Here is a 16,999-nt window from a genome sequence, read left to right on the forward strand (position 1 = left end):
AGGTGATCAGTGGGTTTCGTTACCAAGGGCTCGCTTGACGAGGGCGGCGACGTCCATCACGTCGATCAGGGCTGTGGCGTCCTCAGCGGCGGGCGCCGCCGGGGCCGGCTCGGGCGTCGCCGCCCCGGGGATGGAGCCGTCCACTGAGCCGCCGAGGCTGAGCAGCGTGTCGAGAAGGCCGGCCTCCCGAAGGCGGGAGAGCGGGACCTGTGCGAGCACGCGTCGCAGGTCGTCCTCCCGCCCTTCCGGGTCGTCGCTCGTTTCCGTCAGCAGCTCGGAGCGCAGGAAGCCGACGACGGCGTCCGGGGTCGGGTAGTCGAAGACGAGTGTCGCGGGCAGTCGTAGACCGGTGGCGACGTGCAGGCTGTTGCGGAGGTTGACGGCGCCGAGCGAGTCGAAGCCGACCTCCTGGAAGGACTGGAGCGGACCGATGCTCTCCCCACTGCTGTGTCCGAGGACGGTCGCGGCCTGCCCACAGACCAGCCGGAGCAGGAGACGGTTCTGTTCGGCCTGGGGGACGTCCCGCAGAGAGTCGACCAGGGATGAGGTGATGTCGCTGTTCTCGGCATCGGGTTGGGAGGAGCGCAGTGCGGCCGCGGCTTCGGGCAAGTCGGCGAAGAGCGGGCTGACCCGTGCGGAGGTGAACGCCGGGATGAACGCTTCCCAATCCATGTCGACAACCGTCACGGCCTTCTCCCGTGCCTCCGCGGCTTGTTCGAACGCGGTCACGGCGACCTGATGGGCCATCGGCAGGACACCGCGGCGGCGCAGCTGCGCGGCGGCCGCCTCATCCATGCCGAGGCCGATCCCGTCGAGGGCTCCCCAGGCGATCGAGGTGGCCGCGAGTCCTCGGCCGCGGCGCCGTTCGACAAGGGCATCCAGGACTGCGCCGGCCGCGCCGGAGACACCCTGGCCACCGCCGCCCCAGATGCCGGCGATCGAGGAGAAGACCACGAAGGCGTCGAGCGGGGCGGCGTTGGCGCCGGTGAACAGTTCGTCGAGCCATACAGCGGTGTCGACCTTGCCCGCGAAGACCTCGGTGAGGTCGGCGTGGCCGGTGTCGGCGACGGCACTGGTCCAGGGAGCGTCGGCGGCGTGCACGACGGCGGTCAGCGGCTGTTCCCGCGGGGTCTCGGCGATGAGCCGGGCGAGCGTCTCACGGTCGGCGTCGGCACATGAGACGACTGTCGTCTCCACCCCGGTGGCCGCGAGCTTGCCCCGCAACTCGGTGACGGCGTCGGCGGGGACCTGAGCCGTGGTTGTGACGATGAGACGGCGCGCGCCGGACCGGGCGAGCCAGAGCGAGGCATGGGTGCCGAGGGCCTCGGCGCCGCCGGTCACGAGGACTGTGCCGTGGGGCCGCCAGCCGCCGTCGGCGGGGGTCTGAGATGCGGGCTTGCGTACGAGCCGCCGGCTGTAGAGGCCGGGGCGGCGTACGGCGAGCTGGTCGTCGCCCGCAGTGCCGTTCAGCGCGCCCACGAGGTACTGCGCGGTGCGGGCGTCGGCGGTCGCCGGCAGGTCGATCAGGCCGCCCCACCGGTCGGGGTGCTCGAGAGCCACGGCGCGGCCCAGACCCCAGATCGCGGCGTCGCCGGGCTCGCCGGCAGTGTCCTGAATGCCGGTGTTCACCGCGCCCCGGGTCAGGCACCACAGCGGCCCGTTCAAGCCCGCGTCCCCCAGCGCCTGAACCAGCGCGAGGGTCCTGGCGACGGTGTCGATGGCGTCCTGCACGCCGTCGAGGGCGAGCAGGGAGAGAACTCCTGCGGGCTCGTACTCGGCCCGGATGTCGCTCAGGCGCGCGGTGAGTCCGGTGCGGGTGAAGGCGGAGGGAACGGTCTCGAAGGGCACCACGTCGAGTCCCTGGGCACCGAGCTCCGCGATGAGCTCGGCCACCCGGGAGCCGGTCACGGTTTCGGCCGGGCATCCCGGCGGCAGGACGGCGAGCCAGCGGCCCGCGGGTACCCCCGACACCTCACGGTCCAGGGGCCGCCAGGCGACAGCGTAGCGGAGGCGTTCAGCGCTGGAGCGCCGCAGGCTCCTGCCGCGCCAGTCCGCAAGCGCTGGCACGACGGTGCGCAAGGCGTCGCGCAGACCGGCGGAGTCCGGGGCGAGGAGCCCGGCGAGCGAGTCCGCGTCGGTCTGCTCGACTGCGCTCCAGAAGTCCGCGTCGGCGGAGTTGTCAGAGGCGCCGCTGTCGTCGGCTTTCTCAGCATCCTGCAACCAGTAGTGGCGCCGGTCGAAGGCGTACGTCGGAAGGTCGACGTGTCCGGCCCCGGCCATGAGGACGTTGGTCCAGTCGACGGGAACACCCCGGACGAAGAGCTCGGCCATCGAGGCGAGCAGGCGGCGCGGGCCGCCCTCGTCACGGCGCAGCGTGCTGCCGACAACGGTACGCAGCCGGACGTTGTCATCCTCCTCGTCCACGATCTGATTGAGCGGCTGGACCAGGACCGGGTGGGCGCTCGACTCCACGAACACGGTGTGACCGCCGGCCAGCAGCTTGCGGACGACGGGCTCGAAATCGACCGGTCGGCGGCAGTTCTCGAACCAGTAGTCGGCCGTCAGTTCAGGGCCGTGCAGGACCTCGCCGGTGACGGTCGAGTAGAGCGGCACGCGGCCCTTGCCGGGGCGTACGAAGGACAGCAGTTCGGTGATGCGGTCGCGCAGCCTGTCGACCTGCGGGGAGTGCGAGGCGACTGTCGAGGGCACGATCCGGGCCCGGATCCCTCGCTCGGTCAGCGCCGCAACCAGCTCCTCGAGCGGCTCGTGCGCCCCGGCCACGGTCACCGAGCGGGGGCTGTTCACGCCCGCGATAGCCAACCGGTCTCCGTACGGCGCCAGCAACTCTTCCGCGTCTTGCCTGGACAGCGCCACGGATGCCACGGCGCCTCGCCCCACCAGTTCGTCGGCGAACAGCTGTGAGCGCAGCACTACAATCCGAGCTGCGTCCTCCAATGACAGCGCGCCCGAGACACACGCGGCGGCGATCTCACCCTGCGAGTGACCGACCACCGCATCCGGCACCACGCCCATCGACGCCCACACCGCGGCAAGCCCCACCATCACGGAGAACAGCGCCGGCTGGATCACCTCGATCCTGTCCAGCATCTCGGCCGGAACATCCCCCCGCAGCACGTCCACCAACGACCAGTCAACCCATTGCTCAAGCGCCGCTGCGCACTCCCCGACCCGCTGCGCGAACACCGGTGAGGAGTCGAGGAGTTCACGGCCCATGCCCTCCCACTGCGAACCCTGGCCCGGGAACACCAGCACCGTCCGGCCCGCAGCCACCGCGCTCCCGGCGACGACATCGGGATGAGATTCACCCCGCGCGAGCCCGTGCAGACCCGCCAGCGCCTCGGCACGGGAACCGGCCACCACCACTGCACGCTCGGACAACACCGTCCGCTGCGACACCAACCCCGCCGCCACGGCATCCAGCGGCGCGGAGTTCTCGGAGGTCTCGAGGAACGTCGCGAGGCGCGCTGCCTGCCCTGCCAGGGATGCCTTCGATGCGGCGGACACGACCAGCGGGCCCACCGCTTCGGTCGGCGTGGCCATCGCTGCGGGCTGCTCTACGGGAGCCTGTTCCAGGATCACGTGCGCGTTCGTGCCGCTCACGCCGAAGGAGGAGACGGCGGCTCGGCGCGGGCGGCCGGTGGCCGGCCATTCCCGTGCCTGCGTGAGCAGGGCGATCGCGTTGGTCGCCCAATCCACCCGCGGTGTCGGCTCGGCGACGTGGAGCGTCGGCGGCATGACGCCGTGCTGTAGCGCTTGGACCATTTTGATGACGCCGGAGATGCCCGCGGCTGCCTGGGTGTGGCCGATGTTGGACTTCAGCGAGCCGAGCCACAGGGGACTGTCGGCGGGCCGGTCCTGGCCGTAGGTGGCGAGTAGCGCCTGGACCTCGATCGGGTCGCCCAGGGGGGTGCCGGTGCCGTGGCCCTCGACGATGTCGATGTCCTTCGTCGACAGGCCGGCGTCAGACAGGGCGCGTCGGATGACGCGTTGCTGGGATGGTCCGCTGGGGGCGGACAGCCCGTTCGAGGCGCCGTCCTGGTTGACCGCGCTGCCGCGCACCACGGCCAGGATCCGGTGGCCGTTGCGACGGGCTTGCGACAGGCGCTCCAGGACGATCACGCCGACGCCCTCGGCGAAACCCGTGCCGTCCGCGGTCGAGGAGTACGCCTTGCAGCGGCCGTCGGGGGAGAGTCCGCGCTGGCCGGCGAATTCGACGAAGGCATCCGGGCTGGACATGACGGTCGCACCTCCGGCGAGCGCGAGTGAGCACTCTCCGCGCCGGATCGCCTGGGCCGCCAGGTGCATCGCTACGAGCGAGGACGAGCAAGCCGTGTCGATGGTCACCGCCGGCCCTTCGAAGCCGAACACGTACGCCACGCGCCCCGACGCCACGCTCGGCGACGTGCCGGTCATCACGTAGCCCCGGACGTCCTCGGGGACCTGCCTCAGCCGGGTGACGTAGTCGTGGTGGACGATGCCGGTGAAAACGCCGATGTCGTGGCCCCGGACGGAGAGGGGGTCGATTCCGGCGCGTTCCAGGGCCTCCCACGAGGTCTCCAGGAGCAGCCGCTGCTGCGGATCCATCGCGAGGGCCTCGCGCGGTGAGATCCCGAAGAGTTTGGCGTCGAACTGGGCGGCGTCGTGCAGGAATCCGCCGACGCGGGTGTAGGTGGTGCCGGGGTGGGCAGGGTCCGGGTGGTACAGCGCATCGACGTCCCAGTCCCGGTTGTGCGGGAAGACGGAGAGCGCGTCGCGCTCGTCGATGACCAATCGCCACAAGTCCTCAGGGGTGTCGACACCACCGGGCAGGCGGGTGCTCATGGCGATGATGGCGATCGGCTCGTCGGATTCCGCCGGCACGGCAGGTCCGGGTCGGATGCCTTCAGCCGGTTCGGGTACGACTTCCTCGCCCAGCAGTTCGATGCGCAGGTGCCCGGCGAGAGTGGAAGGGGTGGGGTGGTCGAAGACGACAGTGCTGGGCAGGCTCACGCCAGTGAAGTCGTGCAACCGGTTGCGGAGTTTGACGGCGCTGAGCGAGTCGAAGCCGAGGTCCTTGAACGGCCGGTTCTCCTCCAGTGCTTCGGCGCCGGTGTGGCCGAGGACGACGGCCGCGCTCTCCTTCACGAGGTCCAGCAGTGCCCGCTGCTGTTCGGTGGCGTCCAGCGCGGCGAGCCGGTGGGCCAGTGATCCCTTCTCGGCGGCCGGACGGCCGACGATGCGTCGGACCAGCTGACCGTCCTTCGTCGTATGCGTTTCGCCGGGGGCAGGGGTGGCAACCGTGGCGGCGATGGTGACGCTGGTGGGGCTGCCCAGGGCCAGTGGGCCGAGCACAGCGACTGGTTCGCCCGTGTGGTCGGCGAGCTCCACAAGATGGCGTCCGCCGTCCACGGGCGTCGCCCGTAGCCGCAGGGCTGTGGCGCCCTCGGCGAACACGGCCAGGTCGGTGCAGGTTGTGAGGTCGCGCCCGCTCTCGCCGGTGCGGTCTGCCAGGAGGCGAAGGACGGAGTCGAGGAGTGCGGGATGGAGGGTGAACCCCGCGGCTTGATCGACGAGTTCCGGTGGCAGGGAAAGGTTGGCGAAGAGCTGGCCGTCCTGTTCCGTGAGGCCGTGTATGCCCCTGCTCTCTTGGGGGTCGAGCAGGTCGGCCAGGGCGTCGGCTCCAGCGGCCGGCCAGGTGCGCAGGTCGAAGGATGGTGTGGGCAGGCCGGGCCGGAGCAGGGCGCGGGCGTGGCGCGTCCAGGTGCTGTCCTCGTCGCCGGACCGCCTGCTGTGGATGACGACCGGGCGCAGCCCGTCCCGGCCGGGACCATCGACGCGGACGCGGAGCTGGAGGTGGCTGTGTTCGGGCACGGTCGGCGGCGAGTCGATGATGATCTGTTCGACCGCGCCGCTGCCCGCCACGGTGCCTGCGTGGACCAGGAGGTCGAGAAGTGCGGCTGCCGGAACGGCACCGGTGCCGGGGTCGAGGAGCCGGCCGAGGGCCCGCCGGTCGAGCCGGCCTGTGAGCACCAAACAGGTGGGGCCGTCCCCGGGAATCTCGATGGCCGTGCTGAGCAACGGGTGTCCGGTGGCGCGGGCGCCGAGCGCCTCGGCGCCCGCGGCGGAGATCTCGGGTTCGACCCAGTAACGCTGGTGCTGGAAGGCGTACGTGGGCAGTTCGGTGCCGATCTCGGTGGCCGGGGTGCCGAGGAGCGCCGGCCAGTCGACGCCCGTGTCACGGACGTGCAGTTCGGCGAGTGCGGTGAGGACGGAGGTCTCCTCTGAGTCGTCCTCACTCATGGTGGCGAAGCAGCCCCCGTGATCCGTGCCGAGAGCGCCGAGGGCCAAAGAGGTCAGGCCGCTGCCGGGTCCGATCTCCAGGAAGGTTCGGGCGCCCTGGTCGCGCAGTGCGGTGACCGCGTCGGCGAACCGTACGGCATGGCGCACCTGGTCGGCCCAGTACTCCGGGGTGGCGAACTGGCCGTCCTTCGCGGGGGTGCCGGTGAGCGTGGAGACGACGGGGATGGTGGCCGGGCGGGGACGCAGCCGGGCAACGACAGCTCGGAACTCGTCGAGCATGGGGGCCATCAGTGGCGAGTGGAAGGCGTGACTGACCTTCAGGCGTTTGGTCTTCCGGCCCTGGTCGGCCAGTCGCGCGGCCACGTCGAGGACGGTGTCCTGGGCGCCGGAGAGCACGATGGCGTCGGGTCCGTTGACCGCGGCGATGGCGATCTCGCCTGTCGTCTCGTCCAGCAACAGTGCGACCTCGGCCTCCGTTGCCTGGACGGCGACCATCGCGCCGCCCTCCGGCAGGGCCTGCATCAACCGGCCGCGGGCGGCGACCAGTTCGCCTGCCTCCGCCAGGTCGAGTATTCCGGCGGCATGGGCGGCGGAGATCTCGCCGACCGAGTGTCCGGCCACGAGGTCCGGATGTACGCCCCAGGAGCCGAAGAGCCGGAACAGCGCGGTCTCCAGGGCGAAGAGACCTGCCTGTGTGTACAGGGTCTGGTCGAGCAATGCGGCTTCCGCCGTGCCGGACTCGGCGAACAGCACGTGGTGCAACGGACGCGTCAGGTGACCGTCCAGGTGTCGTTCGACGGCATCGCATGCGGCGGTGAATGCCTCGCGGAAGACCGGGTGTCGTTCAGCGAGTTCGCGGCCCATGCCGGCCCACTGGCTGCCCTGCCCCGTGAAGAGGAAGGCCAGTTTCCCCTCGGAGGGGCGGCCGGTGATAGTGGCGGCGGTGGGTGTGCCGTTGCTGAGTGCGCGCAGCGCGTCAGCGAGCTGCTGCCGGTCGGTGGCCAGCAGCACAGCCCGGTGGTCGAGTTGGGCACGGGTAGTGGCCAGCGCGTGCGCGGTGTCGGTGAGGAACAGCTCGGGCCGCGCGTCGACGAAGCGAGCGAGGCGTCCGGCCTGGGCGCGCAGAGCCGCCGCTGTCCGGGCCGACACAGGAACGGGCGTGGGCAGACCAGCGGAATGTGATGGTGCGGGTTCGGTGCCGTGCGTCTGGTCCGAGGTGGCGTCTTCGGCCGGCGCCTGCTGGATCACGACGTGCGCGTTGGTGCCGCTGATGCCGAAGGACGAGACGCCGGCGCATCGCGGATGCCCGGCATCGGGCCACTGACGGGCCTCTGCGAGTAGCTGCACCGCGCCGGTGGACCAGTCCACGTGGGTTGAGGGCCGGTCCACATGCAGCGTGCGGGGCATGACGCCGTCCCGCATCGCCATCACCATCTTGATGACGCCTGCCACGCCGGCCGCGGCTTGGGTGTGACCGATGTTGGACTTGACCGAGCCGAGCCACAGCGGGCGGTCGGCGGGCCGGTTCTGCCCGTAGGTGGCGAGCAGCGCCTGCGCCTCGATGGGGTCTCCGAGGACCGTTCCCGTGCCGTGGCCCTCGACCGCGTCCACATCCGATGTCGACAGGCCGGCGTCGGCGAGCGCCTTGCGGATCACTCGCTGCTGTGAGAGGCCGTTGGGCGCTGTGAGTCCGTTGGACGCGCCGTCCTGGTTGACTGCGGTGCCTTTGACCACCGCGAGGACCTGGTGACCTCGGCGGCGTGCGTCGGAGAGTCGTTCGACGAGGAGCACGCCGACGCCCTCGGACCAGCCGGTTCCATCCGCCGCGTCGGCGAAGGCCTTGCAGCGGCCGTCCGGCGAGAGGCCGCGCTGCCGGGAGAACTCGACGAAGGTCTCCAGATTGCCCATGACCATCACGCCGCCGGCGAGGGCCATGGAGCACTCGCCCTGCTGGAGTGCGCGGGCCGCCAGGTGGAGGGCGACGAGCGAGGACGAGCAGGCTGTGTCGATCGTGATAGCCGGGCCTTCGAAGCCGAACTGGTAGGCGATCCGGCCGGAGATGACGCTGCCGGAGTTGCCGGTGAGGCGGAAGCCCTCGACGCCGGGCGCGTGGTGCGTCCGAACGGTGTAGTCGTGGCTGTTGACGCCGACGAAGACGCCGACGTCCTTACTGCCGGGTCCGGTCGGGTCGATCGCGGCGCGTTCGAACGCCTCCCAGGAGGTTTCCAGGAACAGCCGCTGCTGGGGGTCCATCGCGAGCGCCTCGTTCGGTGAGATCCCGAAGAAGGCGGCGTCGAATCCGGTTGCGTCGTCCAGGAACCCGCCGTGCCGTACGTAGGTCTTGCCGATTCGGTCAGGATCAGCGTCGTAGTGCGAATCGATGTCCCAGCCGCGGTCGTCGGGGAACTCGCCGATGACCGCGGTGTCTTCGGTGACCAGGCGCCACAGGTCTTCGGGGCTTTCCACACCGCCGGGGAAGCGGCAGGCCATCGCGACGATGGCGATCGGGTCGTCGGAGAGGGTAGCCACGGTGCCGTCGCCGTGCTGGTCGTTTTCATATCGTTGTTCGTCGTCGCCGAAGAGCTGTACGCGCAGGTGGTCGGCGAGCAGCAGCGGCTTCGGGTGATCGAAGACGATGGTGGAGGGCAGGGTGAGAGTCGTCGCGGCCGCGAGCCGGTTGCGCAGCTCGATGGCGGTCAGCGAGTCGAAGCCGGCGTCCTTGAAGGCGCGGTCGACGCGGATGTCGTCAGCGCCGGAGTGGCCGAGCACCTGGGCGGCGTTCTGCCGGACCAGTTCCACCAGCGCCTCTGTGCGCTCCCTGGCGCCCAGGCGGTCGAGCCGCTGACGCAGGGAGCCGGTTACGGCCGTATGCGAGGACGTGGCGGCCGGCCGAGGAACGGGTGCGAGGCCGCGCAGGAGCGGTGCCACGGGAGTTCCGGCGCGGGTGGATGCCCGCAGGGCGGGAAGGTCGAACCGAGTTGCCACGAGAGCGGCGGGAGTCTCCTCGCCCGCCCGCAGGGCCATGTCGAGCAGCGCCATGCCCTCGGCGGTGGAGAGCCCGGCCATGCCGAGGCTCCGGGTGCGGTGCAGGTCTGCGGCGCCGAGGTGCCGGGTCATGGCGGTGGCCGCGTTCCAGTAACCCCAGGCGAGGGAGATGCCGGGCAGGCCGGAGCGGCGGCGGTGCAGGGCGAGGGCGTCCAGGGAGGCGTTCGCGGCGGCGTAGTTGCCCTGGCCGGGGTTGCCGAGGACGCCGACGGCGGAGGAGAAGAGGACGAACGCCGCGAGGTCGATGTGTCGGGTCAGGTCGTGCAGGTGGAGTGCGGCGTCAAGTTTCGGCCGCAGGACTGTGTCGAGACGGTCCGGGGTCAGGGTGGTGACCACGGCGTCGTCGAGGACTCCGGCGGTATGGACGACGGCGGTGAGCGGGTGTGCGTCCGGTACGGCGGCGAGGAGCGCGGCGACAGCGTCTCGGTCGGCGGTGTCGCACGCGGCGATGGTGACGGTCGTGCCGAGGTTTGTCAGTTCCTCGTACAGCGCCGCCGCCCCTTCGGCGTTCGGTCCGCTCCGGCTGGTCAGCAGCAGGTGCCGTACGCCGTGTTCGGTAGCCAGGTGCCGGGCTACGAGACTGCCGAGCGTCCCCGTGCCGCCGGTGACGAGGACGGTGCCGTCAGGGGTGAACTCGCGCCGGGGATTTTCGGTGAGTGGGGCGCGTTTGAGCCGAGGTACGAGGGTCACGCCATCTCGCACACGGATTTGGGGCTCGCCCGTGACCGACGCGAGTCGCACGGCCTTCACGGTCGCTGCGCTGTCGTGGTGTTCGGCATTCTCGCGGTCGACAAGGACGATGCGGTCGGGGTGCTCCGACTGTGCCGAACGCAGCAGGCCGGACACGGCGGCCGCGGTGAGATCGTCCTCAGCCCCGGGGATCATCACGACGAGGCGGGTGTGCGCCAGGGCCGGTGCTGCCAGCCATGTCTGGAGAACGGCCAACGCGGCGGCGACGGCCTCGCGCGGGTCGGCGGGCGAGTGCCCGGCCTCGTACATCAGAAGGTCTGGTACGGCTGTGAGGTCAGCGAGGTCTTCGGCGTCGGCGATGGTCGCCGTGGTGACGGCTTCCTCAGTCGTTTCCCCCGGGGGCGGGAGCAGTTCGACCCAATCGACCTGGAACAGGGCGCCGGGCGCCGACGCGTCCGCCTTCTCGGGCGAAAACGGCTCGGCGACGACGGCATCAGCGATCAGCACCGGCGCGTCGGTGGCATCCACCAGCTCGAGGCGGGTCACTCCAGCGGCGTCACGGGCTGCGCGGACCCGTACCGCCGCGGCGCCGGAGGCCAGCAGGGTCACCCCGCTCCACCGGGTTGCGATCATGTCTGGGGGCAGGGTCGTGCAGATCGCCGCGTCGAGCAGCGCCGGGTGCAGGCCGTAGCGGTCGGCGTCGCCGATTGCCTCATGGAGGGCGACGTCGGTTGTGGGACTGGTGGTGGGCCACCTGCTGCTGGAAGCCGGTGGGGTCACCGGTCCGGGCATCAATGTGCCGTGGGCGTGGCGTGTCCACACCGCGTCCGGGCTCGCGTCGTCCGGGCGGGAGTATGCCTCGACCGGTCGCCGCCCCTGCTCGTCGGCCTTTCCGACGGTCATCTGTACTGCTCGGCCGCCGCCGCGCAGCGGCAGCAGGATGGGCCGGTCCACGGTCAGCTCCTCGATCACGGGGCTGCCGACTTCGTCACCGAGCCGGATGGCCAGCTCGACCAGCGCCGCGCTCGGTACGACCACGACATCACCGACGGTGTGATCGCCGAGCCAGGGGTGGGTGGCCGCCGACCACCGCGAGGTGGTCATGAGGCCGCCGGAGTCCGGTCGGCCGACGATCGCCCCGATGAGCGGGTGGTCGCCGGCGGCTTGTCCGAGCGCGACGGCGGGAGCAGGGCGGAGCCAGTAGTGCTGGTGGTCGAAGGCGTAGGTGGGGAGGTCGGCCCGGGCGGCGACGGCACCGGCCGGGAGGACACCGGTCCAGTCGACGGGAACGCCTCGGACGAAGAGTTCCGCCATCGAGGTCAGCAGCCGGCGCGAGGTGCCCTCGTCACGACGTAGCGATCCACTCACCACGGCGCCGGTGCCGGCCTGGTCGACGATCTCGTTGATCGGCTGGACCAGGACGGGGTGCGCGCTGGACTCCACGAACACGGTGTGGCCGTCGGCCAGCAGGTCAGCGATCGCGGGGCCGAAGCGGACCTGACTGCGCAGGTTCCGATACCAGTAACCGCCGTCCAGGACATCCGCCTCCCGCACCCACTCACCGGTCACGGTCGAGTAGAAGGGAATCAGCGGCGCCTGGGCACGGATGTCGGCGAACGCGGCTGCTAGTGCGTCTTCGATCGCTTCGACGTGCTTCGTGTGGGAGGCGTAGTCGATCGCGACCCGGCGCGCGCTGACGCCGTCCGCCGCAAGGGCGTCGAGGGCTTGACCAAGAGCTTCGGCGTCACCAGAAATCACCACCGAGGACGGACTGTTGACCGCCCCGATCTCAACCCGACCATCCCACTCCTGCAGACGAGCAACCACCTCCTCCTCCGACAACCCCACCGACGCCATACCACCCCGACCCGAAAGAACACCGGAAATGATCTGACTCCGCACCGCCACAACCCGAACCGCATCCTCCAACGACAACGCACCCGACACATACGCGGCAGCAACCTCACCACCCGAATGACCCACCACCACATCCGCCACCACACCCACCGACTCCCACACCGCGGCCAAACCCACCATCACCGCAAAACTCGCCGGCTGCCGCACATCCTCACGCTCAAAAAACTCCGCCGAACAATCCCCCCGCAACACATCCACCAACGACCAATCCACCCACCGCTCCAACGCCACCGCACACTCCCCCACCCGCGCCGCAAACACCGCCGAACAATCCAACAACTCACGACCCATACCAACCCACGGCGAACCCTGACCCGGAAACACCAACACAACCTTGCCGTCCCCACCCGACCTCAACCCACCACCAACAACCACCCCACGAACGTCCTCACCACGAGCCAGCGCACCCAGCCCCGACAACGCCTCATCACGCGAACCCGCCACCACCACCGCACGCTCGGACAACACCGCACGCCGCGACACCAACGCCGCCGCAACCTCCGGCAGCACCACACCCCCTTCCGAACCGACGAACGACGCAAGCCGCTGCGCCTGGCCGGTCAGCGAGGCGGCCGCAGCCGCCGACACCACCAGGGGCACCACACCATCAACGGCATCCACCACCGGCTCAGACGCAGGCTCCGGGGAATGCTCCAGAATCAGGTGCGCATTCGTCCCGCTGAGGCCGAAAGACGAGACACCAGCGCGGCGCGGCCGGCCGGTCTCCGGCCAGGTGCGAGCCTCGGTCAGCACCTCGACGGCACCCACCGACCAGTCCACCTGTGACGACGGGGTATCGGCGTGCAACGTGGCCGGCATCACGCCGTGCCGCAACGCCTCCACCATCTTGATCACACCAGCCACACCGGCGGCGGCCTGAGTATGGCCCACGTTCGACTTCAGCGAACCGAGCCACAATGGACGCTCGGGTTCCCGGTCCTGGCCGTACGTCGCCAGCAGCGCCTGCGCTTCGATGGGATCACCGAGCACCGTGCCCGTGCCATGCCCCTCCACCACATCCACATCAGCCGCCGACAAACCCGCGCTGGCAAGCGCCTTACGGATCACCCGCTGCTGCGCAAGACCACTCGGCGCCGTCAGACCGTTCGACGCGCCGTCCTGACTGATCGCGCTGCCACGGATCACCGCAAGCACCTGGTGCCCGTTGCGGCGCGCGTCCGACAGCCGCTCGAGGACCACGACACCGGCGCCCTCGGCCCAGCCCGTGCCATCCGCGGCGTCCGCGTACGACTTGCACCGGCCGTCCGAGGACAATGCGCGTTGGCGGGAGAACTCCACGAACGTGGATGGGTTCGCCATCACTGTCGCGCCACCCGCCAACGCCATCGAGCACTCACCCTGACGCAACGCCTGCGCCGCCAGGTGCATGGCTACCAGCGAGGACGAGCAGGCCGTGTCCACCGTGATCGCGGGGCCCTCGAAACCGAACACGTACGACACACGTCCGGATGCCACGCTCGACGCCGTGCCCGTCTCGCCGAAGCCCTCGAGTTCCGCCGGAGCCGCACCCGACAGCCCGTACCCCTGTGCCATGAGGCCTGAAAAGACCCCGACGTCATGACCTTTCAATGTCCCTGGGTCAATCCCGGCCCGCTCCAGCGCCTCCCACGAGGTCTCCAGCAACAGCCGCTGCTGCGGATCCATGGCGAGCGCCTCACGCGGCGAAATCCCGAAGAAGCCCGCATCGAACAGGCCCGCCTCGCGTAGAAATCCGCCCTGATCGGCATACGACGTGCCGGTCTTCTCCGGGTCGGCGTCGAACAGACTGCCCAGATCCCAGCCTCGGTCCTCCGGGAAGCCGGACACGACGTCCCGGCCCTCGCTGACCAGCCGCCACAAGTCCTGAGGGCTCGCCACACCGCCCGGAAGGCGGCACGCCATACCGACGATCGCGATCGGCTCCGCAGGGGCGGTGGCCCCCGTCCGATCCTTGTCCGACGTCGCCTCCCTGGCCACGTCGTACAGACCCAGGACCCTGGCCCGAAGGTGTCCGGCAAGAGCCTCGGGAGTCGGGTGGTCGAAGGTCACGGTGGTGGGCAGGCGCAGCCCGGTTCGTCCGGTCAGCCGGTTGCGCAGCTCGACGACGGCGAGGGAGCCGAGGCCGAGATCGCGGAAGGACCGGCCTGCCACGGTGAGTTCGGTGCTCGTGCGGGTGTGGACGGAGGCGATCTCCTGGCGGATCATCTCGCCGAGCAGGGCGAGCTGGTCCCGCTCGTGCAGGTCTGCGAGGCGCGCGCGTAGGGCGGCGGTGATCGTCTCGTCGGCCTGTGCTGTGGCGCGAGGCTCCTGGCCGGTCAGGGTGTCGAGGAGCGTCTGTACTCGGTCGCCCGGGTTGACGGTGGTCGGCCAAAGTGCCACCAGGGCCGGGGTTCCGGTCTCGATCAGTGCGTCGAAGGCGCCGGGGCCCTCCTCCGGCCGGCCGAGGGCCAGCAGCGAGCCGGGTAGTCCGCGCAGTCGGCGGTCGCGGACCACCGCCTCGGTGAGGGCGGCGGTGACCACCGTCGGGGCAAGACTGTCGGGCTGTGCGCCCAACAGTGCGGCAGCGTCGGTCACCACCACGAACGCGGCGAGATCGTCGGCGGCGGTGAGGTCGTCCAGTGTTCGGGCGAGTTCGGGGTCGTCAGCGGTGTGCACGACCGCGGTCACCGGACCGGTCCTGGTCAGGGCCGCACGGAGCTCCAGCGGATCCGAGCCGTCGGCCACGACACGGACGATCTCCACGCCGTCCGCCGGTAGCTCGGCCCGGCCCCGGTCGTCGACGGTATCGGTTGCCTGGACGAGCACGAGGTGGCGTGTTCCGTACGCGGTGACCAGATGGCGGGCGAGGGCGGCACCTGTCTTCGTGTCGGCGCCTGTGACGATCACGGGGCCGTCGAGTGCCGGCGTGGCGGAATCCGGTCCGTCCACGACGGGGAGGCGGACCAGCCTGGGCCGCAGCAGGTTCCCGTCCCGTACGGCGAGCTGGGGCAGGCCCGAGGCGACGGCGGCGATCAGCGCTCCGGCGTACACGGACTCCGGGGTGGAGGCTTCGACGTCGACGATTGTCAGCGGTGCGCCGTACCCTCCGTCGGCCTGCGCGGCCCGCGCGGCGGCCCACAGCGTGACTTCGGTGCGCGCTGGCGTCCCGTCCCGGTCGGTAACAGCCGTCGCGCCCCGGGTGAGGACCACAAGCCGGGAGCTTGTCTTCTCGGCCGATCCAGCACGGGACGGCGTCAGCGTGTCCGCGTCCGCCTCGGCGAGGACAGTCACGTCGGTGGCCGCGTCAGGGGTGGTGCGTGACGTTGACAGGTCAGGGTATTGCCGTACGTCGGCGACGCCGGCCTTCCGAAGAGCGGCGGCCAGACCATCGGTGTCGGCGCTGCGGCCCACCACCGCCCAGCGAAGCTCTTCCGGCTCGTCGGAGGAGACTGCCGCGTTGCTCCAGTCCCTCAGCATCAGTCCCTCGTAGTGACCGTCGGTGGCGTATCGCAGCCGGGCCGGCAGGTCGGTGAGGAGTCGACGGATGACCTTCCCCGAGGCGGTCCTGGGGATGGTCCGGGCCTCATGGATGCGTTCGGGGAGCTTGTACGGGGAGAGCTGGGTGCGGCAGTGGTCGAGCAGCCGGGTGAGGTCGACGCCGTTCGGACCGGGAACCACCCAGGCGACGGGGACCTCGCCGAGGGTGTCGTGGGGAACGCCCGCGACGGCGGCGTCGGCCACGTCCTCGGCCCCGCGCAGGGCGGTCTCGATCTCGTCGGGGTGGATGTTCTCGCCGCCGCGGATGATGACGTCCGAGAGCCGGCCGCAGATGGTGAAGTAGCCGGCTTCGTCGTGCCGGGCCAGGTCCCCGGTGTGAAACCAGCCGTCCTGCAGGACCTCGGCGGTGGCTTGCGGGTTGTTGTGGTAACCGACCATGACGTTCGGCCCGCTGACCCAGACCTCGCCCTCTGTCCCGGCGGGCACATCCTGTCCGGTGCGGGGATCGACGATCCGGACGCCGACGCCGGGCACGGGCAGGCCGCAGGAGCCCTCGACCACGTTGCCGTCAGGCGGGTTGATGGTGATGGCGCCGCAGGTCTCGGTGCTGCCGTAGGCGTCGACGAGCGGGACACCGAAGGCCGCCTCGAAGGAACGGCGCAGTCCGGGGCCGGTGACGGCACCCCCGACGAGGCCGATCCTCAGGTCGGGCAGAGACAGCCCGGTGCGGCGGGCGACGCCGACCAAGTGGTGGTACGTGGTGGGGACGCCTGCCAGCAAGGTGGAACGGTTCTCGCGGAGAGCGGTCAGGATGTCGTCGGCCGAACTGCCATCCATGATCCGTGCGGTGGCTCCGGAGACGGTGACCGACAGGACGCAGGCGATGTGCGACAGGCTGTGGAAGAGCGGCAGTGGCCACAGGACGCGGTCATGCTCGGTGAGTCCGGGCACGGGAATGTAGCAGGAGGCAACGGAGTGGAGGCAGTTGCGCTGGGTGGACAGGACGCCCTTGGGGCGGCCGGTGGTGCCCGAGGTGTAGAACACCCAGGCCACCTCGTCCAGGCCGAGGTCATCGGGGGCTTCGGTGACGGGCTCGGTGGCGACGATTTCCTCGTACGCCACGGTGCCCGGGAGCAAGGTGTGTCCGGCATCGGGGCCGAGGGCGTCGGCCACGACGACGGACACCTCGCGTGTCGCTCGAGGAATCGACTGAAGAAATGTCTCGGCATTCGCGGTGCCGGTGAGGGCGAGCGTCGCTGCGCTGTCGGCCAGGAGGTATTTCATTTCCGCCGGGGCGGCCTGCGGGTTGATCGGTACGCCGATGCCGCCGGCCCGTACCACGGCGAGGTAGCTCTCCACCATCGCGACCGAGTTGCCGAGACACAGAGCCACCCGGTCGCCGCGCCGGACACCGAGGCCGACCAGGTGACCGGCGAGTCTCCGGGTCCGTGCTTCGAGTTCTCGGTAGGTGATCGCGCGCCGGTCGTCCTCGAAAGCGATCTTGTCCGGGAACCGGCGCGCGTTCTGGCTGAGGACGACCGATAGCGGGGTGAGCAAGTCGGGAAGCACC

Annotated in this window: 1 protein-coding gene; it reads right to left on the minus strand. The window is 70.5% G+C overall.

The features are described 5' to 3' along the window. Window positions 1–6: 6 nt before the first annotated feature. On the minus strand, window positions 7–16,986 hold the full coding sequence (locus tag CGL27_RS09720) for a type I polyketide synthase (protein ID WP_205587652.1): 16,980 nt from the start codon (window positions 16,984–16,986) through the stop codon (window positions 7–9). Between the last annotated feature and the right edge of the window lie 13 nt (window positions 16,987–16,999).

Source organism: Streptomyces sp. 11-1-2 (assembly GCF_003595545.1).
In the GTDB taxonomy this organism is placed as follows: Bacteria; Actinomycetota; Actinomycetes; order Streptomycetales; family Streptomycetaceae; genus Streptomyces; species Streptomyces hygroscopicus_B.